At 71.4% G+C, this 15970-nt stretch carries 14 protein-coding genes; all 14 read right to left on the bottom strand.

Annotated elements, in window-relative coordinates; translation table 11 throughout:
* Window positions 1-146: 146 nt before the first annotated feature.
* Complete coding sequence (locus ASC67_RS10340; RefSeq protein ID WP_056319197.1) at window positions 147-1568, bottom strand: efflux transporter outer membrane subunit; 1422 nt, start codon at window positions 1566-1568, stop codon at window positions 147-149.
* A gap of 17 nt (window positions 1569-1585) precedes the next feature.
* A complete protein-coding gene (locus ASC67_RS10335) occupies window positions 1586-3571 on the bottom strand; it encodes a MacB family efflux pump subunit (protein WP_056319194.1) in 1986 nt (661 codons plus the stop codon).
* On the bottom strand, window positions 3571-5307 hold the full coding sequence (locus ASC67_RS10330) for an efflux RND transporter periplasmic adaptor subunit (protein ID WP_056319190.1): 1737 nt from the start codon (window positions 5305-5307) through the stop codon (window positions 3571-3573). Before ASC67_RS10330 ends, ASC67_RS10335 begins: the two co-directional genes overlap by 1 nt.
* 233 nt (window positions 5308-5540) lie before the next feature.
* Window positions 5541-5960: a biopolymer transporter ExbD gene (locus tag ASC67_RS10325; RefSeq protein ID WP_011831293.1), complete on the bottom strand. Its 420-nt coding sequence runs from the start codon at window positions 5958-5960 to the stop codon at window positions 5541-5543.
* A 40-nt stretch (window positions 5961-6000) separates the two neighbouring features.
* Window positions 6001-6744, bottom strand: coding sequence for a MotA/TolQ/ExbB proton channel family protein (locus ASC67_RS10320; RefSeq protein WP_056320759.1), 744 nt, complete (start codon window positions 6742-6744; stop codon window positions 6001-6003).
* Between the two features lie 23 nt (window positions 6745-6767).
* Window positions 6768-7487, bottom strand: a complete 720-nt coding sequence (locus ASC67_RS10315) for an energy transducer TonB (protein ID WP_056319187.1) — start codon at window positions 7485-7487, stop codon at window positions 6768-6770.
* 199 nt (window positions 7488-7686) lie between these two features.
* Window positions 7687-8529: a 23S rRNA (adenine(2030)-N(6))-methyltransferase RlmJ gene (locus ASC67_RS10310; protein ID WP_056319184.1), complete on the bottom strand. Its 843-nt coding sequence runs from the start codon at window positions 8527-8529 to the stop codon at window positions 7687-7689.
* 39 nt (window positions 8530-8568) lie between these two features.
* Window positions 8569-9162: an MOSC domain-containing protein gene (locus ASC67_RS10305; protein ID WP_056319179.1), complete on the bottom strand. Its 594-nt coding sequence runs from the start codon at window positions 9160-9162 to the stop codon at window positions 8569-8571.
* Entirely contained in the window at window positions 9159-10289 is a 1131-nt protein-coding gene (modC, locus tag ASC67_RS10300; protein ID WP_056319176.1) for a molybdenum ABC transporter ATP-binding protein, read from the bottom strand. The genes ASC67_RS10305 and modC overlap by 4 nt, the downstream gene beginning before the upstream one ends.
* On the bottom strand, window positions 10286-10972 hold the full coding sequence (gene modB, locus ASC67_RS10295; protein ID WP_056319172.1) for a molybdate ABC transporter permease subunit: 687 nt from the start codon (window positions 10970-10972) through the stop codon (window positions 10286-10288). Before modB ends, modC begins: the two co-directional genes overlap by 4 nt.
* A gap of 81 nt (window positions 10973-11053) precedes the next feature.
* Window positions 11054-11845: a molybdate ABC transporter substrate-binding protein gene (gene modA / locus ASC67_RS10290; RefSeq protein ID WP_056319167.1), complete on the bottom strand. Its 792-nt coding sequence runs from the start codon at window positions 11843-11845 to the stop codon at window positions 11054-11056.
* Between the two features lie 109 nt (window positions 11846-11954).
* Entirely contained in the window at window positions 11955-12179 is a 225-nt protein-coding gene (locus ASC67_RS10285; protein WP_056319164.1) for a formate dehydrogenase subunit delta, read from the bottom strand.
* Complete coding sequence (gene fdhD, locus ASC67_RS10280) at window positions 12169-13038, bottom strand: formate dehydrogenase accessory sulfurtransferase FdhD (RefSeq protein ID WP_056319160.1); 870 nt, start codon at window positions 13036-13038, stop codon at window positions 12169-12171. Before fdhD ends, ASC67_RS10285 begins: the two co-directional genes overlap by 11 nt.
* Before the next feature lie 4 nt (window positions 13039-13042).
* The gene (fdhF, locus tag ASC67_RS10275; RefSeq protein ID WP_056319157.1) at window positions 13043-15970 is read right to left on the bottom strand and encodes a formate dehydrogenase subunit alpha; all 2928 of its coding nucleotides are present in this window, start codon (window positions 15968-15970) and stop codon (window positions 13043-13045) included.

Below are 15970 nucleotides of genomic sequence, written 5' to 3'. Positions count from 1 at the left end.
AGATGGCTGACCGGGGGGCTGTCAGAAATCGACAGGGCTCAGTCAGTGATGATAATTATTCGTATTAAGATTTGTCAACTTTGGTCACGGCGTGTGACGGTGATGCAACAGCGTCGAGTCGAGCCGCAGAGGCCACTTTCAGAGTTTCATTCTGTAAGTTGGCGATCACTCATGGACCACCCACCCCCCAGCGCCTTGAACAGATCCAGCGCCGAAGTCAGCCGCGCCAGCCGCAGTTGCGCCAGCTGGTCGATCGACGAGAACAGCGTGCGTTGCGCGTCCAGCACGCTGGTCAGGTCGTCGGCACCCTCCCGGTAGCGCAGCTCGGCCAGGCGCAGCGACCGCTGCGCCTCGTCGCGGATCGCCAGCTGGGCCTGCTCCTGGCCGCGGTTGCGCACCGCGTTGCCGAGCGCGTCCTCCACCTCCTTCAGCGAGGTGTAGATCGCGCCGCGGTAGCTCTCGACGAGTTGACGGCGCGCCGATTCGCCGAGCGCCACCTGGTTGCGCAGGCGCCCGCCGTCGAACAGCGTCTGGACGATCGAAGCGCTCAGTCCGATGCTGGAGGACGGGTTGGCCAGTGACAGCAGCGCCGTGCTGGCCAATCCGGCCGAGCCCGACAGCGACACGCTGGGCAGCAATGCGGCACGGGCGGCCGCGACATCGGCATCGGCCGCGGCGAGCTGCGCCTCAGCGCTGGCCAGGTCGGGGCGGCGCACCAGCAGCTCGGACGGCAGGCCGGCGCCGACCTCGGGGATCGTGAAGCGCTCGAAGCTGCGGGCCTCGACCTGCAGCGCCTGCGGCGGGCGGCCGAGCAGGATGGCCAGTGCGGTGACGGTCTGGCGCTCCTGCACTTCCAGCGGCTCCAGCGTCGCGCGCTGCGACAGCACCGTGATGCGCTGGCGGCTCACGTCCAGCGCGGAGGCCGCGCCATTGCGGTAGCGGGACTCGACGATGCCGAACACGCGCTCGGCGATGGCCAGGTTGTCGCGCGCGATCTCCAGGCGCATGCGCAGCGCGAGCACCTGGAAATAGGCGCTGGCCACGCCGGTGGTCAGCGACAGCCGGGCGGTCTCGAGGTCGTAGCGGCTGGCCGCCAGCGAGGCCTCGGCGCCCTTCACGCCCGCGGCGAGCCGGCCCCACAGGTCGATCTCGTAGCTGACGCCGAGCGACACGCTCGACGACTTGGCGGTGCTCGCGTCGAACCCCGGGCCGGGGTCGGAACGCCGGGCGCCGGAACTGCCGCTGACGCTGACCGACGGGAACAGCGTCGCGCCGGCACTGCGCACCGCGATCTCGGCCTGTTGCACGCGCTCGGCGGCGATCGCCAGCGTCGGGCTGCCGGCCTGGGCGGCGTCGATCAGCTGCGCCAGCTCGTCGGACTGGAAGCCGCGCCACCAGTCGCGCTGCAACTGCGCGCCGGCGGCGGTCGTGGCCTCGTTCCACTGCGGCGGCAGGTCCAGCGTGGGCCGCGTGGTGTCGATCGCCGTGGCGCAGCCGGCGAGCGCCAGTGCGATCAGCAGGGCGGTGGCGCGCACGCGCGGCGCGGGTCGGGAAAGGATCGTGGACATGGGGCGGGAGAGGGTGTTCATTCGGCGGCCAGCGCGACCACCGGGTCGAGCTGCGCGGCCTTGCGCGCGGGCAACCAGCCGAACACCAGGCCGGTGCCGAAGGCACAACCGAAGGCCAGCAGCACCGGCGCGAGCGAGTACTGGATGGGCGTGCCGAAGGCGCCGATCGTTGCGGCCGTGGCCAGCCCGCCGACCACGCCGACCGCACCGCCGATCGCCGACACCACCATCGCCTCGATCAGGAACTGCTGCATGATGTTGCGTTCGCGCGCGCCGGTGGCCATGCGGATGCCGATCTCGCGGGTGCGCTCGGTCACCGACACCAGCATGATGTTCATCACGCCGATGCCGCCCACCAGCAGCGAGATCGCCGCGATCGAGCCGAGCAGGATGGTCAGCGTGTTCTGCGTCTGCTCGGTGGCCTCGATGATCGAGGCCATGTTGCGGATCTGGAAGTCGATCACGCCATGGCGGTCGAGCAGCAGCGACTCCACGGCCTCCTGGGTCTCGTCGATGCGCCCCACGTCCTCGACCGCCACCGTCACGTTGCGCAGGAAGCGCTGGCCCGACAGCCGCAGGCTGCTGGTCGCGTACGGCACGAACACGATGTCGTCCTGGTCCGAGCCCATCGGCGACGCACCGCGCGCCGTCATCACGCCGACCACCTGGAACAGCAGGTTGTTGACCAGCACGTACTGGCCCACCGGATCGCCGCCGTCGGGGAACAGCGCCTTCGCGACGGTCTGGCCCAGCACCGCCACGGTGGCATAGCTCGCCTCGTCCTCGGCGCTGAAGAAGCTGCCCTGGGCCACCGGCCATTGCCGTGCCAGCGGGAACTTCGACGAGGTGCCGTTGATGCTGGTGCTGTAGTCGGCGCCGCTGTAGCGCAGCGTCGCGCTGCTGTTCTGCTCGGGCACGGCGGCCAGCACGTTGGGGACCTGGTCGATCGCGGCCACGTCGGCGACCACCAGCGTCGCGGTGCTGTTGAAGCCGCGCTGGTTGGGCGCACCGGGGCGCACCAGCATCAGGTTCGAGCCCATCGCGCTGATGCGGTTGATGACCTCCTGCTTCGCGCCGTCGCCGATCGCCAGCATCGCGATCACCGAGCCGACGCCGATCACGATGCCCAGCAGCGTGAGCACCGAGCGGAACAGGTTGGCGCGCAGCGATCGCAGCGCCATCTTCGCGGCCTCCACCACGTCGGCCAGGTGCGAGCCTTCGTGCGTGACCGTCGGCGGCGCGTAGTCGGCCTGCTCCGGCGACGGCGGCGCCGAGCCGGGGTCGGCGACGATGCGGCCGTCCTTGATCTCGATCAGCCGGTCGGCGTGGTCGGCCACTTCCTTCGCGTGCGTGATCAGCAGCACCGTGTGACCACGTGCCGACAGGTCGGCCAGCAGCTTCATCACGTCGGCGCCGCTCTTGCTGTCGAGCGCGCCGGTCGGCTCGTCGGCGAGGATGATGCGGCCGCCGTTCATCAGCGCGCGCGAGATCGACACGCGCTGCTGCTGCCCGCCCGACAGCTGGTTGGGCCGGTGTTCCAGGCGGTCGGCCAGGCCCAGCTCGCCGAGCAGCGCCTTCGCACGCTCGTGCCGCTGCGCCGGCGGCAGCCCGGAGTACATGGCCGGCACCTCGACGTTCTCGGCTGCGTTGGCGGTCGCGATCAGGTTGTAGCTCTGGAACACGAAGCCGAAGTCGTCGCGCCGCAGCAGCGCGAGCTCGTCGCGGTCCAGCGAGGAGACGTCGCGGCCGAGGAAGCGGTAGCTGCCGGTGGTGGGCTTGTCGAGGCAGCCCAGGATGTTCATCAGCGTCGACTTGCCCGAGCCCGACGCGCCCATGATGGCGACGAACTCGCCCTCGTAGATCGTCAGGTCGATGCCGTGCAGCACCTGCACCGCGAGGTCGCCGTTGCGGTAGGTCTTGGTGACGCCGCGCAGCTCGATCAGCGGTGTCTCGCCGGCGCGCAGACCGGCGGTGGCGACGGCAGGTTCGGGGTCGCGCTGCATCAGCGGCCTCGCGGCGCCTGTCCCATGCCCGGCGGCATGCCGGCCGGCGCCTGCTGCAGGCCACCGCCTTGCTGCCCCGCGGCGCGCTGCGTCGAAGCCGACGTTTGCTGTTGCTTGATGCCCGCGACCACCTGCTCGCCCTCGTTCAGGCCGGACAGCACCTGCACCTGCACGCGGTTGCTCACGCCGAGCTCGACGCTGCGTTCTTCCAGCGTGCCGGCGGGCGTCAGCACCTTGACGGTCGAGCGGCGCGTGCCGCGCGGCCGTTCGATCGTCGCGAAGCCGCCGGTGGCGGGGATGGTCGGGCCGCTGGCAGCGGAGGGGGCCGCAGCGGACGCGGCGCGGGCCGCCGATGGCACCCTGGGCACCGCGGCGCGGACAGCGGACGATGGCGCGGCCGATGCGGCCGCAGCCGGTGCACGCGCGGCGTCGCCGCCGGCCCGTCCGCCCGTCGCTTGCCGTTGTTCGCGCAGGGCCTGACGTTCTTCGGGGGACATCGCCTCGAAAGCGGCACGGCGTTCTTCGCGGCTCATGTTGGCGAAACGCTCGGGCAGCGGACCGCCGCGCGACGGTGCCGAGCGGGACGCCTCTGCGGTCTCGGCGGCGCGGGTCATCGGGGCACTCGTGCTCGAGGCGCCGCGCTCGCCGACGCTGGCGCCTTCAGCCGGCGCCGAAGCGGCGCGCTCCGTCTCGCCGCGCTCGCGGCGCGCCCCACCGGCCCGTCCGGCACCGCCGCTGCTGCTGCCGATCGCCGCGACCGGCACGACCAGCGCGTCCTTGGCTTCGGCCGCGATGAAGAAGACCTGCGCGGTCATGTTGGTCATCAGCGCCTGGTTGTTGTTGGGCACGTCGAACAGCGCGTTGTAGAGCACCACGTTGTTGGTCACGGTCGGCGTCGGCTCCACCTTGCGCAGCGTGCCGTACCAGCGCCGGCCCTGGCTGCCCAGCGTCGTGAAATAGACCGTCATGTCCTGCCGCAGCTTGCTGACGTCGGCCTCCGACACCTGGGTCTGTACCGTCATCGTCGACAGGTCGGCGATGCGCAGGATGGTCGGTGCCGACTGGTTGGCGTTGAGGGTCTGGCCCTGGCGCGCGGTGACGCTCACCACCGTGCCGGCCAGCGGCGCGTAGATCTTGGCGTAGTTGAGGTTGGCCTCGTCGGCCCGCAGCGTCGACTCGGTCTGCTCGATGGTGGCCTTGATCGCGTCGATCTGCGCCTTCGCGGCACGCGACGTCGCTTCGGCCTGCTGCAGCGACTCGGTGGTGGTCGCGTCGTCCTTCATCAGGTTGCGCTGCCGGCTCAGCAGCAGCTGCGCCAGCGCGTACTGCGATTCACGCTCCGCCAGCGTCGCGCGCTGGTTGCGCAGGCCGGCGCGGCGCGCGTCGACGGTGGCGGTCAGCACCGTCGGGTCGATCTCGGCCAGCAGGTCGCCGGCCTTCACGATCGAACCGACCTCGACGTGCAGCCGTTTCAACTGTCCGGAGACCTGTGCGCCGACGTCGACATAGTCGCGCGGTTGCACGGTGCCGGTCGCCGTCACCAGATCCTGGATGTCGGCGCGCTGCACCGTCGCGAACTGGTACTGCTCGCGCAGGCTCGGCTGGCCATAGACCAGACGCCAGACCATGTAGCCGCCGCCGATGATCAGCAGCAGCGCCAGCAGCGCCCACACGGCTCGGTTCGCGAGAAAGCGGCGCCAGCGGGGGCGCGATGCGGTGTCGGGGGAGGCGGTCATGGGAAGGCGGGCCGGGGTCGTGAGGTGTCTGTGCCGCGTCCGGCGCGTGCCGGTGGCGAACGAGCCGCTAGTCTGCAGGCAGGTCGGTTAAGCAATGGGGCGCGATTGTGGCCGCTTTGTAAAGCCGAGGCGGGTGTCGGCGGCGCACGTCGTCGGCCAAGGACGATCGCGGCCCCCGACGTGACGAAGGCCGCACGCGGCGGCCTTCGTTCTCGGGCGATCGCGCTGCGCCGTCAGCGCGCGTCGGGCTCGCTGACGAAGCCGACCTTGCTGAGCCCGGCCTTCGAAGCATCCGCCAGCGTCTCCGCGACGTAGCGGTAGGCCACGGCCTGGTCGGCGCGCAGGTGCACCTCGGGCTGCGGCTGCTTCTGGCCCGCATCGGCGAAGCGCTGCGCGGCTTCCTCGCGGGTCACCGTCTCGCCGTTCCAGAAACGGACGCCGGCGCCGTCGATCGCGAACTCGATCTTGTCGGGCTTGAGCTCGTTGACCTGGCTGCTCGCCTTCGGCAGGTCGAGCTTGACGGCATGGGTGAGCAGCGGCGCGGTGACGATGAAGATCACCAGCAGCACCAGCATCACGTCGATCAGCGGCACCATGTTGATCTCGGACACCGGGGCGGACGAGGACTTGCGGTCGAAGCTGGCAAAGGCCATGGCGGGCTTGCTCCTGCGTGAATGAACGGGAAGAGGCGGCTCAGGCGCCGCGCGTGGCCGGCGTCAGCTTGCCGGGCATGGTGCGCACGTTGTCGCTGCCGTTCTTCGCGGCATCGGCCAGCGGCGAACCCATCGACAGGAAAGTCATCAGCTCGAAGGCGAAGGCGTCGAGCTTGGCATTGAGCACGCGGTTGCTGCGCGTGATGGCGTTGTAGGCCATCACCGCGGGGATCGCGACCGCGAGACCGATGCCGGTCATGATGAGCGCCTCGCCCACCGGGCCGGCCACCTTGTCGAGCGTGCCCGAGCCGCTCATGCCGATCGCCACCAGCGCGTGGTACACGCCCCAGACCGTGCCGAACAGGCCGACGAAGGGCGCAGTGGCGCCGATCGTCGCGAGCCAGGTCAGACCGTTCTCGAGCCGCGTGGTCTCCTCGTCGAGCACCTTCTTGATGGTGCGGGTGACGAAGTCCTGCGCGGTGCCCGCTTCCTCCAGCTTGGCCGCGCCGTACTTGGCGTGATGGGCCTGCGCGTTCATCGCGTGCGCGGTCAGGTGCGCGAACGGCTCCTGCACGCCATGGGTCGTGATCTCGGCGCTCACCTCCTCGAGCGAGCGCGCATTCCAGAAGAAGTTCAGGAACTTCTCGCTGCGGCGCGTGCGCAGCAGCTGGCCCAGGCCCTTGACGACGATCAGCGTCCAGGAGATCGCCGACATGGCCACCAGGATGGCCAGCAGCGACTTGCCGACGATGTCGCTCTGCGCGATGAAGTGGGCGAAGCCCATCGAAGTGTTCACGTCGGTCACGGTCATCTCTCCATTTCAAAGACCAGGGGCATCACGACCCAGAAAGGCTGGGCCACGCCGTTTTCGGTGTAGGGCTTGAAGCGCGTCGCCTTCACGGTGGCGATCGCGGCGTCGTCGAGGCGCGAGAAGCCCGAGGCGCGCTGCAGGATCATCTGGCGCGGCAGGCCCTGGTCGTCGACCAGCACGCGCACATGCACGCGGCCCGACTCGTTGAGCCGCTTCGATGCGGTCGGGTAGACCAGATTCGGTGGCGTCAGGTACTCGACCTGCGTGATCGCCACGGTGCGCGGTTGCGGCGGCGGGGCCGGTGGCGCGGGCGGGGCCGGCGGCGGTTCGACCGCCACGATGACGGGCGGCTCGGGCGGCGGCGGGGGCGCGACGAACACCGGCGGTTCCGGCGTCGGCACCCGTTCGCTGACGATGATCGGCGCGGGCGGGGGCGGCGTCTTGGGGATCGGCCGCGGCGGCGGCGGGGGGGGTGGCGGCGGGATCGGCACCGGCGGGGCCGGCGGCGCGATCAGGTCGACCATGATCGGCGCGGCCGCCTGCACCGCCTCGCGCACCGAATCGATCTGCAGCAGGCCCCAGCCGCCGGCGACGTGCGCCGCCAGCACGCCCAGCACCAGACCGCGCCGAGCGCCCGGCGTCAGGCCCTCCGACGAGGCGGTAGGCAGCGGTGGGGGCGCGACGCCGTTCGGCATAGGAGGAAAACCAGCGCTCATGAGAAGTCTTGTGGCCCGCAGGACCGGAGAAAAGGCGCCTCGGGCGGAGCCGGTGCGCTGAAGCCTCGGCGGGGGTGCCGAAGTCTGAACACGCCATTTTAATGCGAATCATTCGCATTATTCAAGAGACTTCGACGGCATTGCCGGTCTCTGCCGCCGCCCGCTGGCGGCGATCGGCGCAACGACCGCGCGACGGCGCTCAGGCCGCGCGCTGTTCGAGCAGGTGGCTCGGGGTGTCGACCTGCGCCAGCGCCTGGGCCAGGTAGGGCAGCGTGTCGCGCAGCTGAGCGTGCAGCGTCCAGGGCGGGTTGATCACCACCATGCCGCTGCCGGCCAGGCCGAAGCCCTGCACGTCGAGCGGTTGCACAGTGAGCCGCGCATGCAGCCAGCCCTTGGGCGCCAGGTTCTGCAGGCGCTTGGGCAGCTGCGCGGCCTCCAGCCGGCTGACCTGCGGGTACCAGACCAGGATCACGGCTTCCGCGAAGCGTTGCAGCGCCTCGCGCACGGTGGCGACGAGCCGGCCGTAGTCGGCCTTCAGCTCGTAGGACGGATCGATCAGCACCACTGCTCGGCGCGAAGGCGGTGGCAGCTGGCCGCGCAGGCCGGTGAAGCCATCTTCGTGGTGCACCTCGGTGTGCGGCCGGTCGGCGTGATGGGCGGCGAGTGTGCGCAGGTCGGCGGGGTGCAGTTCGAACAGGCGCAGCTCGTCGTGCGGACGCAGCAGCCGGCGTTCGAACTCGGGCGAGCCGGGGTAGCGGCCCAGGCCGCCGTCGGGGTTGAAGTCGCGCACCAGCTGCACGTAGTCGGCCACCAGCGGCGGCAGATCGCTGCGGTCCATCAGGCGCGCGATGCCGTGCTCGAACTCGCCCTTCTTCAGCGCCTCGGGCGTGCCCAGCGAGTAGCCGCCGGCACCGGCATGGGTGTCGATCAGGCGGTAGGGCTTGTCCTTCTGCGCCATGTGGCGCAGCACCTGCGTCAGCACGCTGTGTTTCAGGACGTCGGCATGGTTGCCCGCATGGAAGGCGTGTCGGTAGGCGAGCATGACCCGATTGTCGCGCGCCGGGCGACGCGCCTTCGCGCGTCAGCCGCGGCGGTGCTTTCCCATCACCGCGCGGAACAGCTCGGGAATGCCGACCTCGCGCGGACCCGGCTGCAACTCGCCCACCTCGCCGGCGGCGATCGTGCCCGGCACGCGCACCGCGAGGTAGTAACCGCAGTAGCCCGACTGCAGCATCATCTTCGTGGCCTGGTTGAAGCCCATCACCGCGTTGAATTTGTAGCAGGGCTGGCGCGGCGCGGCGACCGCCAGCTCGCAATGCGGGAAGCGCAGCACGTCGCCGATCCACACCTGGCCTTCCAGCAGGCCAGCGAGCGTGAGGTTCTCGCCCATGAAGCCGTGCGGCAGCGGCTCGTCCCACGGCGCGACGCGGGCTTGCGCACGCACCGTCTGCCAGAACGCGTAGTGCTCGCTCGGGTAGGCGTAGACGGCCTTGTCGATGCCGCCATGCACGGTGGGGTCGGCCTGCTCGTCGCCGGCGAGCCCGAGCCGGCCGACGGTCACCTCGCCGCTCACGCCGCGCTTGCCGATCGCGCTCATGACGCGGCGGTTCTCGCCGACCTCCAGCACGCGCGTCGTCGCGACGTTGACGCTCAGGACCCGCAGGGCGCTGCTCATGAGACCGGGGACTCCCTTTCCGTGTGGACCGCGGCGGCGCGCCCTTCGACCGCCACCGCCTTGAAGCTTGCCACCATCGGCTGCCCCGGCGCCACCGCAAGGGCATGCACCGAGCGCTGCGTCACCAGCGCCCACAGCCGCTCGCCCGGCGCGGCGCCCATGCTCAGCGCGAGCTCCACCGCCGCGTAGGGCGCCTCGCGCTCGATCACGCGCAGCACCGTGCCGGCGAGCTGGTTGCTGGCGCTCGACGCCAGCACCTCGCGCTGCAGCGCCACGTCGCGCGCGCGGATGCGCAGCCGCACCGCGGCGCCGGGCGTGGCGGCCACCTGCGGCACCGTCACGCGCTGGCCGGCGACCATCACGGTGGTGAGCTGCCAGTCCTCCAGTTGCTCGGCCACGGTGCCGGCCAGCACGCTGCCGGCCTCGAAACGACCGACCAGCGGGCCCAGTGTCAGGTCCGACAGCAGCTCGAGCGCCGGCCCCTCGGCGGCCACCCGGCCGTCGGCCAGCAGCACCACGCGGTCGGCCAGCCGCATCACCTCGTCCATCTGGTGCGTGACGTAGAGGATGGGCAGGTTCAGCCGCGCCGGCAGCGCGGCCAGGTAGCCGAGCAGTTCTTGCCGGCGCGGCGGGTCGAGCGAGGCGAGCGGCTCGTCCATCAGCAGCGCGCGGGGTTTGCCGAGCAGCGCGCGACCGAGCGCGACGCGCTGGCGCTCGCCGCCCGAGAGCTGGTGGGGGCGCCGCGCCAGCAGCGGCGCGAGGCCGAGCAGCGCGACCACCTCGTCGAGCGCCGGTCCGTTGGCGCTGGCCGGCGCGCGCTTGGCGCCGTAGAGCAGGTTGGCGCGCACGTCGCGGTGCGGGAACAGGCGACCGTCCTGGAACACGACGCCGAGACGCCGTGCCCCGGGGGCCAGATCGGTGCCGGACGCGGCATCGAACAGCGTCGCCCCGTCGATCGCGACGCGCCCGGTCGATGGCCGCAGCAGCCCGGCGGCCGCCTGCAGCAGCGTGCTCTTGCCGGCGCCGCTGCGTCCGATCAGCGCCGTGATGCCCTGGGGCGGCACGTCGATGCGTGCCGCCACGCCGTTGTCGCCGCGCGCCACGCTCACGTCGATCAGCAGGCTCATCGCTGCCCCAGCCAGCCGGCGACCCGCCGGTGACCCCACTGCGCCAGCGCCAGCGCGGCGAGCGCCAGCAGCACCGAGCAGGCCACCAGGCGCAGCGCGGCGGCCTCGCCGTCGGCGCTCTGCAGCGCGCTGTAGATTGCCAGCGGCAGTGTCTGTGTCTGCCCCGGCACGTTGGAGACGAAGGTGATGGTGGCGCCGAACTCGCCCAGCGAGGCCGCGAAGCCCAGCACCGCGCCCGACAGCAGCCCCGGCGCCGCCAGCGGCAGCGTCACGCTCGCGAAGGCGTCGAGCCGCGAGGCGCCGAGCGTGCGTGCGGCGTCCTCGAGGCCGCGATCCACCGCTTCGAGCGCCTGCCGCACGGCGCGCACCATCAGCGGCAGCGCCATCACCGCGGCGGCCAGCACGGCGCCGCGGAAGGTGAACACGAAGGTGATGCCGAACCAGTCGTTGAGCCAGCGGCCGAGCGGCCCGTGCCGGCCGAGGCCCACCAGCAGCGCGTAGCCGATCACCACCGGCGGCAGCACCAGCGGCAGGTTCACCGCGGCCTCGAGCAGCGCCTTGCCGCGCCAGCGGCCACGCGCCAGCGCGAGCGCGAGCAGCAGCGCCACGGGCAGCGTCAGCGCGGTCGCGCTGGCCGCGACCTGCAGGCTGAGCCACAGGGCCTGGAGTTCGAGCGGGGTCAACGGGTCGCCGCCGGCGTGGGCGGGGGCAGTCGGAACGGGCCTCGACTGTGCCAGACCGGCGCGTTCCCCAGGGCGCCGCGATCAGGGCGCCGAGAAGCCGGCGGCCTTCAGCAGCGTGCGCGCTTCGGCGCCGAACAGGTGCTCGTAGAAGCGCTGGGCAGCCGGCCCGGCGCCGGTCAGCAGCGCGGCGGGGTAGCGGATCGGCGGATGGCTGTCGGCGGGGAACAGCGCGACGACCTGTACCTTGCGCGAGGCCAACGCGTCGGTGCGGTAGGTGATGCCGAGCGGGGCCTCGCCGCGTTCCACGAAGGCGAGCGCGGAACGCACGTTGTCGGCGCGCGCGAGGCGGGGCTCGGTCTCGGCCCAGAGGCCGAGCGTGCCGAGCGCGGCCTGCGCGTACTTGCCGGCCGGCACGTGGGCCGGGTCGCCGGTGGCGATGCGGCTGTCCTGGCCGGCCAACGCGGCGCGCAGCAGGCGGGTCACCGCCTCGGCCGTCTCCGGCGGGGCCGTGGGCTCGGCGCCGCCCGGCGCCACCAGCGCCAGCCGGTTGCCGACCCAGTCGCGCCGCGTGCCGGGCAGGATGCGGCCGGCCTTGCCGACGGCGTCCATCCAGGGCTCGTCGGCGCTGACGAAGATCTGCGCGGTGGCGCCCTGCTCGATCTGCCGCGCCAGCGTCGAACTCGACGCGAACGAGAACCGGATGCCGGTGAAGCCGCCCTGCCGCGCGATCGCCTGCAGCACGTCGGTCAGGCTCGCGGCGGCGAACACCACCACCTCGTCGTCGGCCGCGCGGGCGGCGGGCGGGGCCGCGAGCAGCCAGGCGGCCAGGGCCGCGGCGAAGAAGGGGGTCAGGCGGCGGCGCAGCGAAGACATGAGGGGTCTTTCCGTTCGGAGTCGTTGGGGAAGGCGGAGCGGCGAAGCAGGGCCGAGTCTCGCCGCATGCGGGCGGGGCGTCGATGAGCAGCGGTGTGCCGAGGCGGCGTCAGTCCAGCACGGCTCGATGCCGCTCGAGCGCGACCTCGACCATCGCATTCAGCCCGTCGACGCCGTGGCGGTCGACGTGGGCCAGCAGCGCGCGCCGCATGCGCGGGTCCCAGAATTTCTTCAGGTGCTGCGCCACGTTCTCGGCCGCTTCGGTCGCGTCGGGCATGGCCTCGAAGAACTGGCCGATGCGGTTGGCCATGCGCACCAGGTTGTCAGCGTCCATCGTCGTGCTCCGTTCCCAGGTCGATCCGTTCCCGCCCGGCGTAGACCACCAGGTCCTGTCCGCGGGCAAAGCCCACCAGGCCGACCGACAGCTGCGCGGCCAGATCGATCGCCAGCGTCGTCGCCGCCGATACCGCGACCAGCAGCGGCACGCGGGCCGCCGCGGTCTTGTGCAGCATCTCGTAGCTGGCACGGCTGGTCACCGCGAAGAAGCCGTCGGTGCAGTGTGCCGCCCGGGGGCCGGCCAGCGCACCGGCCCGCGCCAGTGCGCCCACCAGCTTGTCGAGCGCGTTGTGGCGCCCCACGTCCTCGCGCAACAGCCGCACGCTGCCGTCGCTGCCGCACCAGGCGGCCGCGTGCACCGCGCCGGTGGCGTGCTGCAGCGCCTGCAGGCCGCGCAACTCGGCCTGCGCGCGCGCAAGCGCGGCACGCGGCACGGCCGGGCCGGGCGGCAGCGGTGCCAGCGGCCGGTCCAACTGGGCCAGGCTCTCGATGCCGCACAGGCCGCAGCCGGTGCGGCCGGCCAGCGCGCGGCGGCGCTCCTTCAGCCGGGCCATGCAGCGGGCGGCGATCCGCAGCTTCAGCGTGATGCCCTCGCGCGATTCGACGGTTTCAAGGCCGTGCAGCTCGCCGGGCACGTCGAGCAGGCCCTCGCCCAAGGCGAAGCCGAGCGCGAAGTCCTCCAGGTCCAGCGGCGTCGCCAGCATCACGGCCTGCGCGATGCCGTTGAACTCCAGCGCCACCGGCCGCTCCTCGGCCACCCAGTCGGGGCCCTCGAAGGCGGCACCGTGCCGCACGCCGGCCACCGGACGCAGCAGCGCACCGCCGGTGGCGTGCAGCGGGCCGTCGGGCATCTTCATCGGCTCAGGTCCTTGCGCCGGGGAGGCCGGCGGGAACGGGATCGGCCTTGCGGCGCTCGGCCAGCAGCCGCGCCTGCACCTCGCTGAAGCGGGTGTGCTCGCGCTGCCACTCCGACGGCTGCATCACCGGCAGCACCTGCACCGCGGTCACCTTGTACTCGGGGCAGTTGGTGGCCCAGTCGGAACTGTCGGTGGTGATGACGTTGGCGCCCGATTCGGGGAAGTGGAAGGTGGTGTAGACCACGCCCGGCTGCATGCGCTCGCTGACCACGGCGCGCAGCACCGTCTGGCCGGCGCGGCTCTCGATGCCGACCCAGTCGCCGTCCTTGATGCCGCGCTCCTCGGCGTCGTGCGGGTGCAGCTCCAGCCGGTCCTCGCTGTGCCAGCGGTTGTTCTCGGTGCGCCGCGTCTGCGCGCCGACGTTGTACTGCGACAGGATGCGCCCCGTGGTCAGCAGCAGCGGGAACCTGCGCGTCACCTTCTCGTCGGTCGCGACGTACTGCGTGATGAAGAACTTGCCCTTGCCGCGCACGAAGCCGCCGATGTGCATCGTCGGCGTGCCTTCGGGGGCCGCGTCGTTGCACGGCCACTGCACGCTGCCGAGGCGGTCGATCTTCTCGTAGCTGACACCGGCGAAGGTGGGCGTCAGCGCCGCGATCTCGGCCATGATCTGCTCCGGATGGGTGTAGTCCATCGGATAGCCGAGCGCGTTCGACAGCTTCACCGTCACTTCCCAGTCGCCCAGGCCGGCCTTCGGCGGCATGACCTTGCGCACGCGCGAGATGCGGCGCTCGGCATTCGTGAAGGTGCCGTCCTTCTCGAGGAATGACGAACCGGGCAGGAAGACGTGCGCGTACTTCGCGGTCTCGTTCAGGAACAGGTCCTGCACGACGATGCACTCCATCGAAGACAACGCATGCGCGACATGCTGCGTGTCCGGGTCGGACTGCACGATGTCCTCGCCCTCGCAATACAGGCCCATGAAGCTGCCCGACAGCGCGGCGTCGAACATATTGGGGATGCGCAGCCCCGGCTCGGCCTGCAGCTCGACGTTCCAGGCCTGTTCGAACAGCGCCCGCGTGGTGCTGTCCGACACGTGGCGGTAGCCCGGCATCTCGTGCGGGAAGGAGCCGATGTCGCACGAGCCCTGCACGTTGTTCTGGCCGCGCAGCGGGTTCACGCCCACGCCCTCGCGGCCGACGTTGCCGGTGGCCATCGCGAGGTTGGCGATGCCCATCACCATCGTCGAGCCCTGGCTGTGCTCGGTCACGCCCAGGCCGTAGTAGATGGCCGCGTTGGGCCGCGCCCCGCGGGCCTGGAGCGTGGCAGCCGTGCCGTCCGAGCGGCCGGTGGCGAACAGCCGGGCGGCGGCGCGCAACTCGGTGGCCGGCACGCCGGTGACGGCGGCGGTCGCCTCGGGGGAGTGGGCGTCGCGCGCCACGAACTCGCGCCACTCGCGGAAGGCCTTGTCCTCGCAGCGCGCGGCGATGTAGGCCTCGTCGAGCAGGCCCTCGGTGACGACCACGTGGGCCAGCGCAGTGATCACCGCGACGTTGGTGCCGGGGCGCAGCTGCAGGTGGTGGTCGGCCTTCACGTGCGGCGACTTCACCAGGTCGATCTTGCGCGGGTCGACGACGATCAGCTTCGCGCCTTCGCGCAGCCGCTTCTTCATGCGCGAGGCGAACACCGGGTGGCCGTCGGTCGGGTTGGCGCCGATGACCATGATCACGTCGGACTTCTCCACCGACTTGAAGGTCTGCGTGCCGGCCGATTCGCCCAGCGTCTGCTTCAGGCCATAGCCGGTCGGTGAATGGCACACGCGCGCGCAGGTGTCGACGTTGTTGTTGCCGAAGGCCGCGCGCACCAGCTTCTGGACCAGGTAGCCCTCCTCGTTGGTGCAGCGCGAGGAGACGATGCCGCCGATCGAGTCGCGGCCGTAGGTGGCCTGGATGCGCCTGAACTCGCTGGCCGCGTAGCCGATGGCCTCGTCCCAGCTCACTTCCTGCCACGGGTCGGCGATGCTCTTGCGGATCATCGGCGTGGTGATGCGGTCCTTGTGCGTCGCATAGCCCCAGGCGAAGCGGCCCTTGACGCAGGAATGGCCCTCGTTGGCCTTGCCGTCCTTCCACGGCACCATGCGCACGACCTCGTTGCCCTTCATCTCGGCCTTGAAGCCGCAGCCCACGCCGCAGTAGGCGCAGGTGGTGGTGACGCTGTGCTCGCCCTGGCCCAGCCAGATCACCGACTTCTCCTGCAGCGTGGCGGTCGGGCAGGCCTCGACGCAGGCGCCGCAGCTCACGCACTCGCTGTCCATGAAGGGCTGGTCCTGGCCCGGCGACACGCGCGACTCGAAGCCGCGGCCGCTGATCGTCAAGGCGAACGTGCCCTGCGTCTCCTCGCAGGCGCGCACGCAGCGGTTGCAGACGATGCACTTGCTCGGGTCGTAGGTGAAGTACGGGTTGGACTCATCCTTCGCGCTTTTCAGGTGGTTGGCGCCCTCGAAGCCGTAGCGCACCTCGCGCAGGCCGGTGACGCCCGCCATGTCCTGCAGCTCGCAGTTGCCGTTGGCGCTGCAGGTCAGGCAGTCGAGCGGGTGGTCGGAGATGTAGAGCTCCATCACGCCCTTGCGCAGTTCCTGCAGCTTCGGCGTCTGCGTGCGCACCTTCATGCCGGGCTCGGCGGGCGTGGTGCACGAGGCGGGGAAGCCGCGGCGTCCTTCGATCTCGACCAGACACAGGCGGCACGAGCCGAAGGGCTCCAGGCTGTCAGTCGCGCACAGCTTGGGCACCTGGATGCCGGCGTCGACGGCAGCACGCATCAGCGACGTGCCCTTGGGCACGGTGACCTGTTCGCCGTCGATCTCGAGCGTGACTTGCTCGGTCGACTCGCGCAGCGGTGTGCCGTGGTCGGTTTCTCTCAGGTGATCGAGCAT

Source organism: Methylibium sp. Root1272, from assembly GCF_001425905.1.
Classification (GTDB): domain Bacteria; phylum Pseudomonadota; class Gammaproteobacteria; order Burkholderiales; family Burkholderiaceae_C; genus Methylibium.
This window is presented reverse-complemented; position numbering and strand designations above follow the sequence as displayed.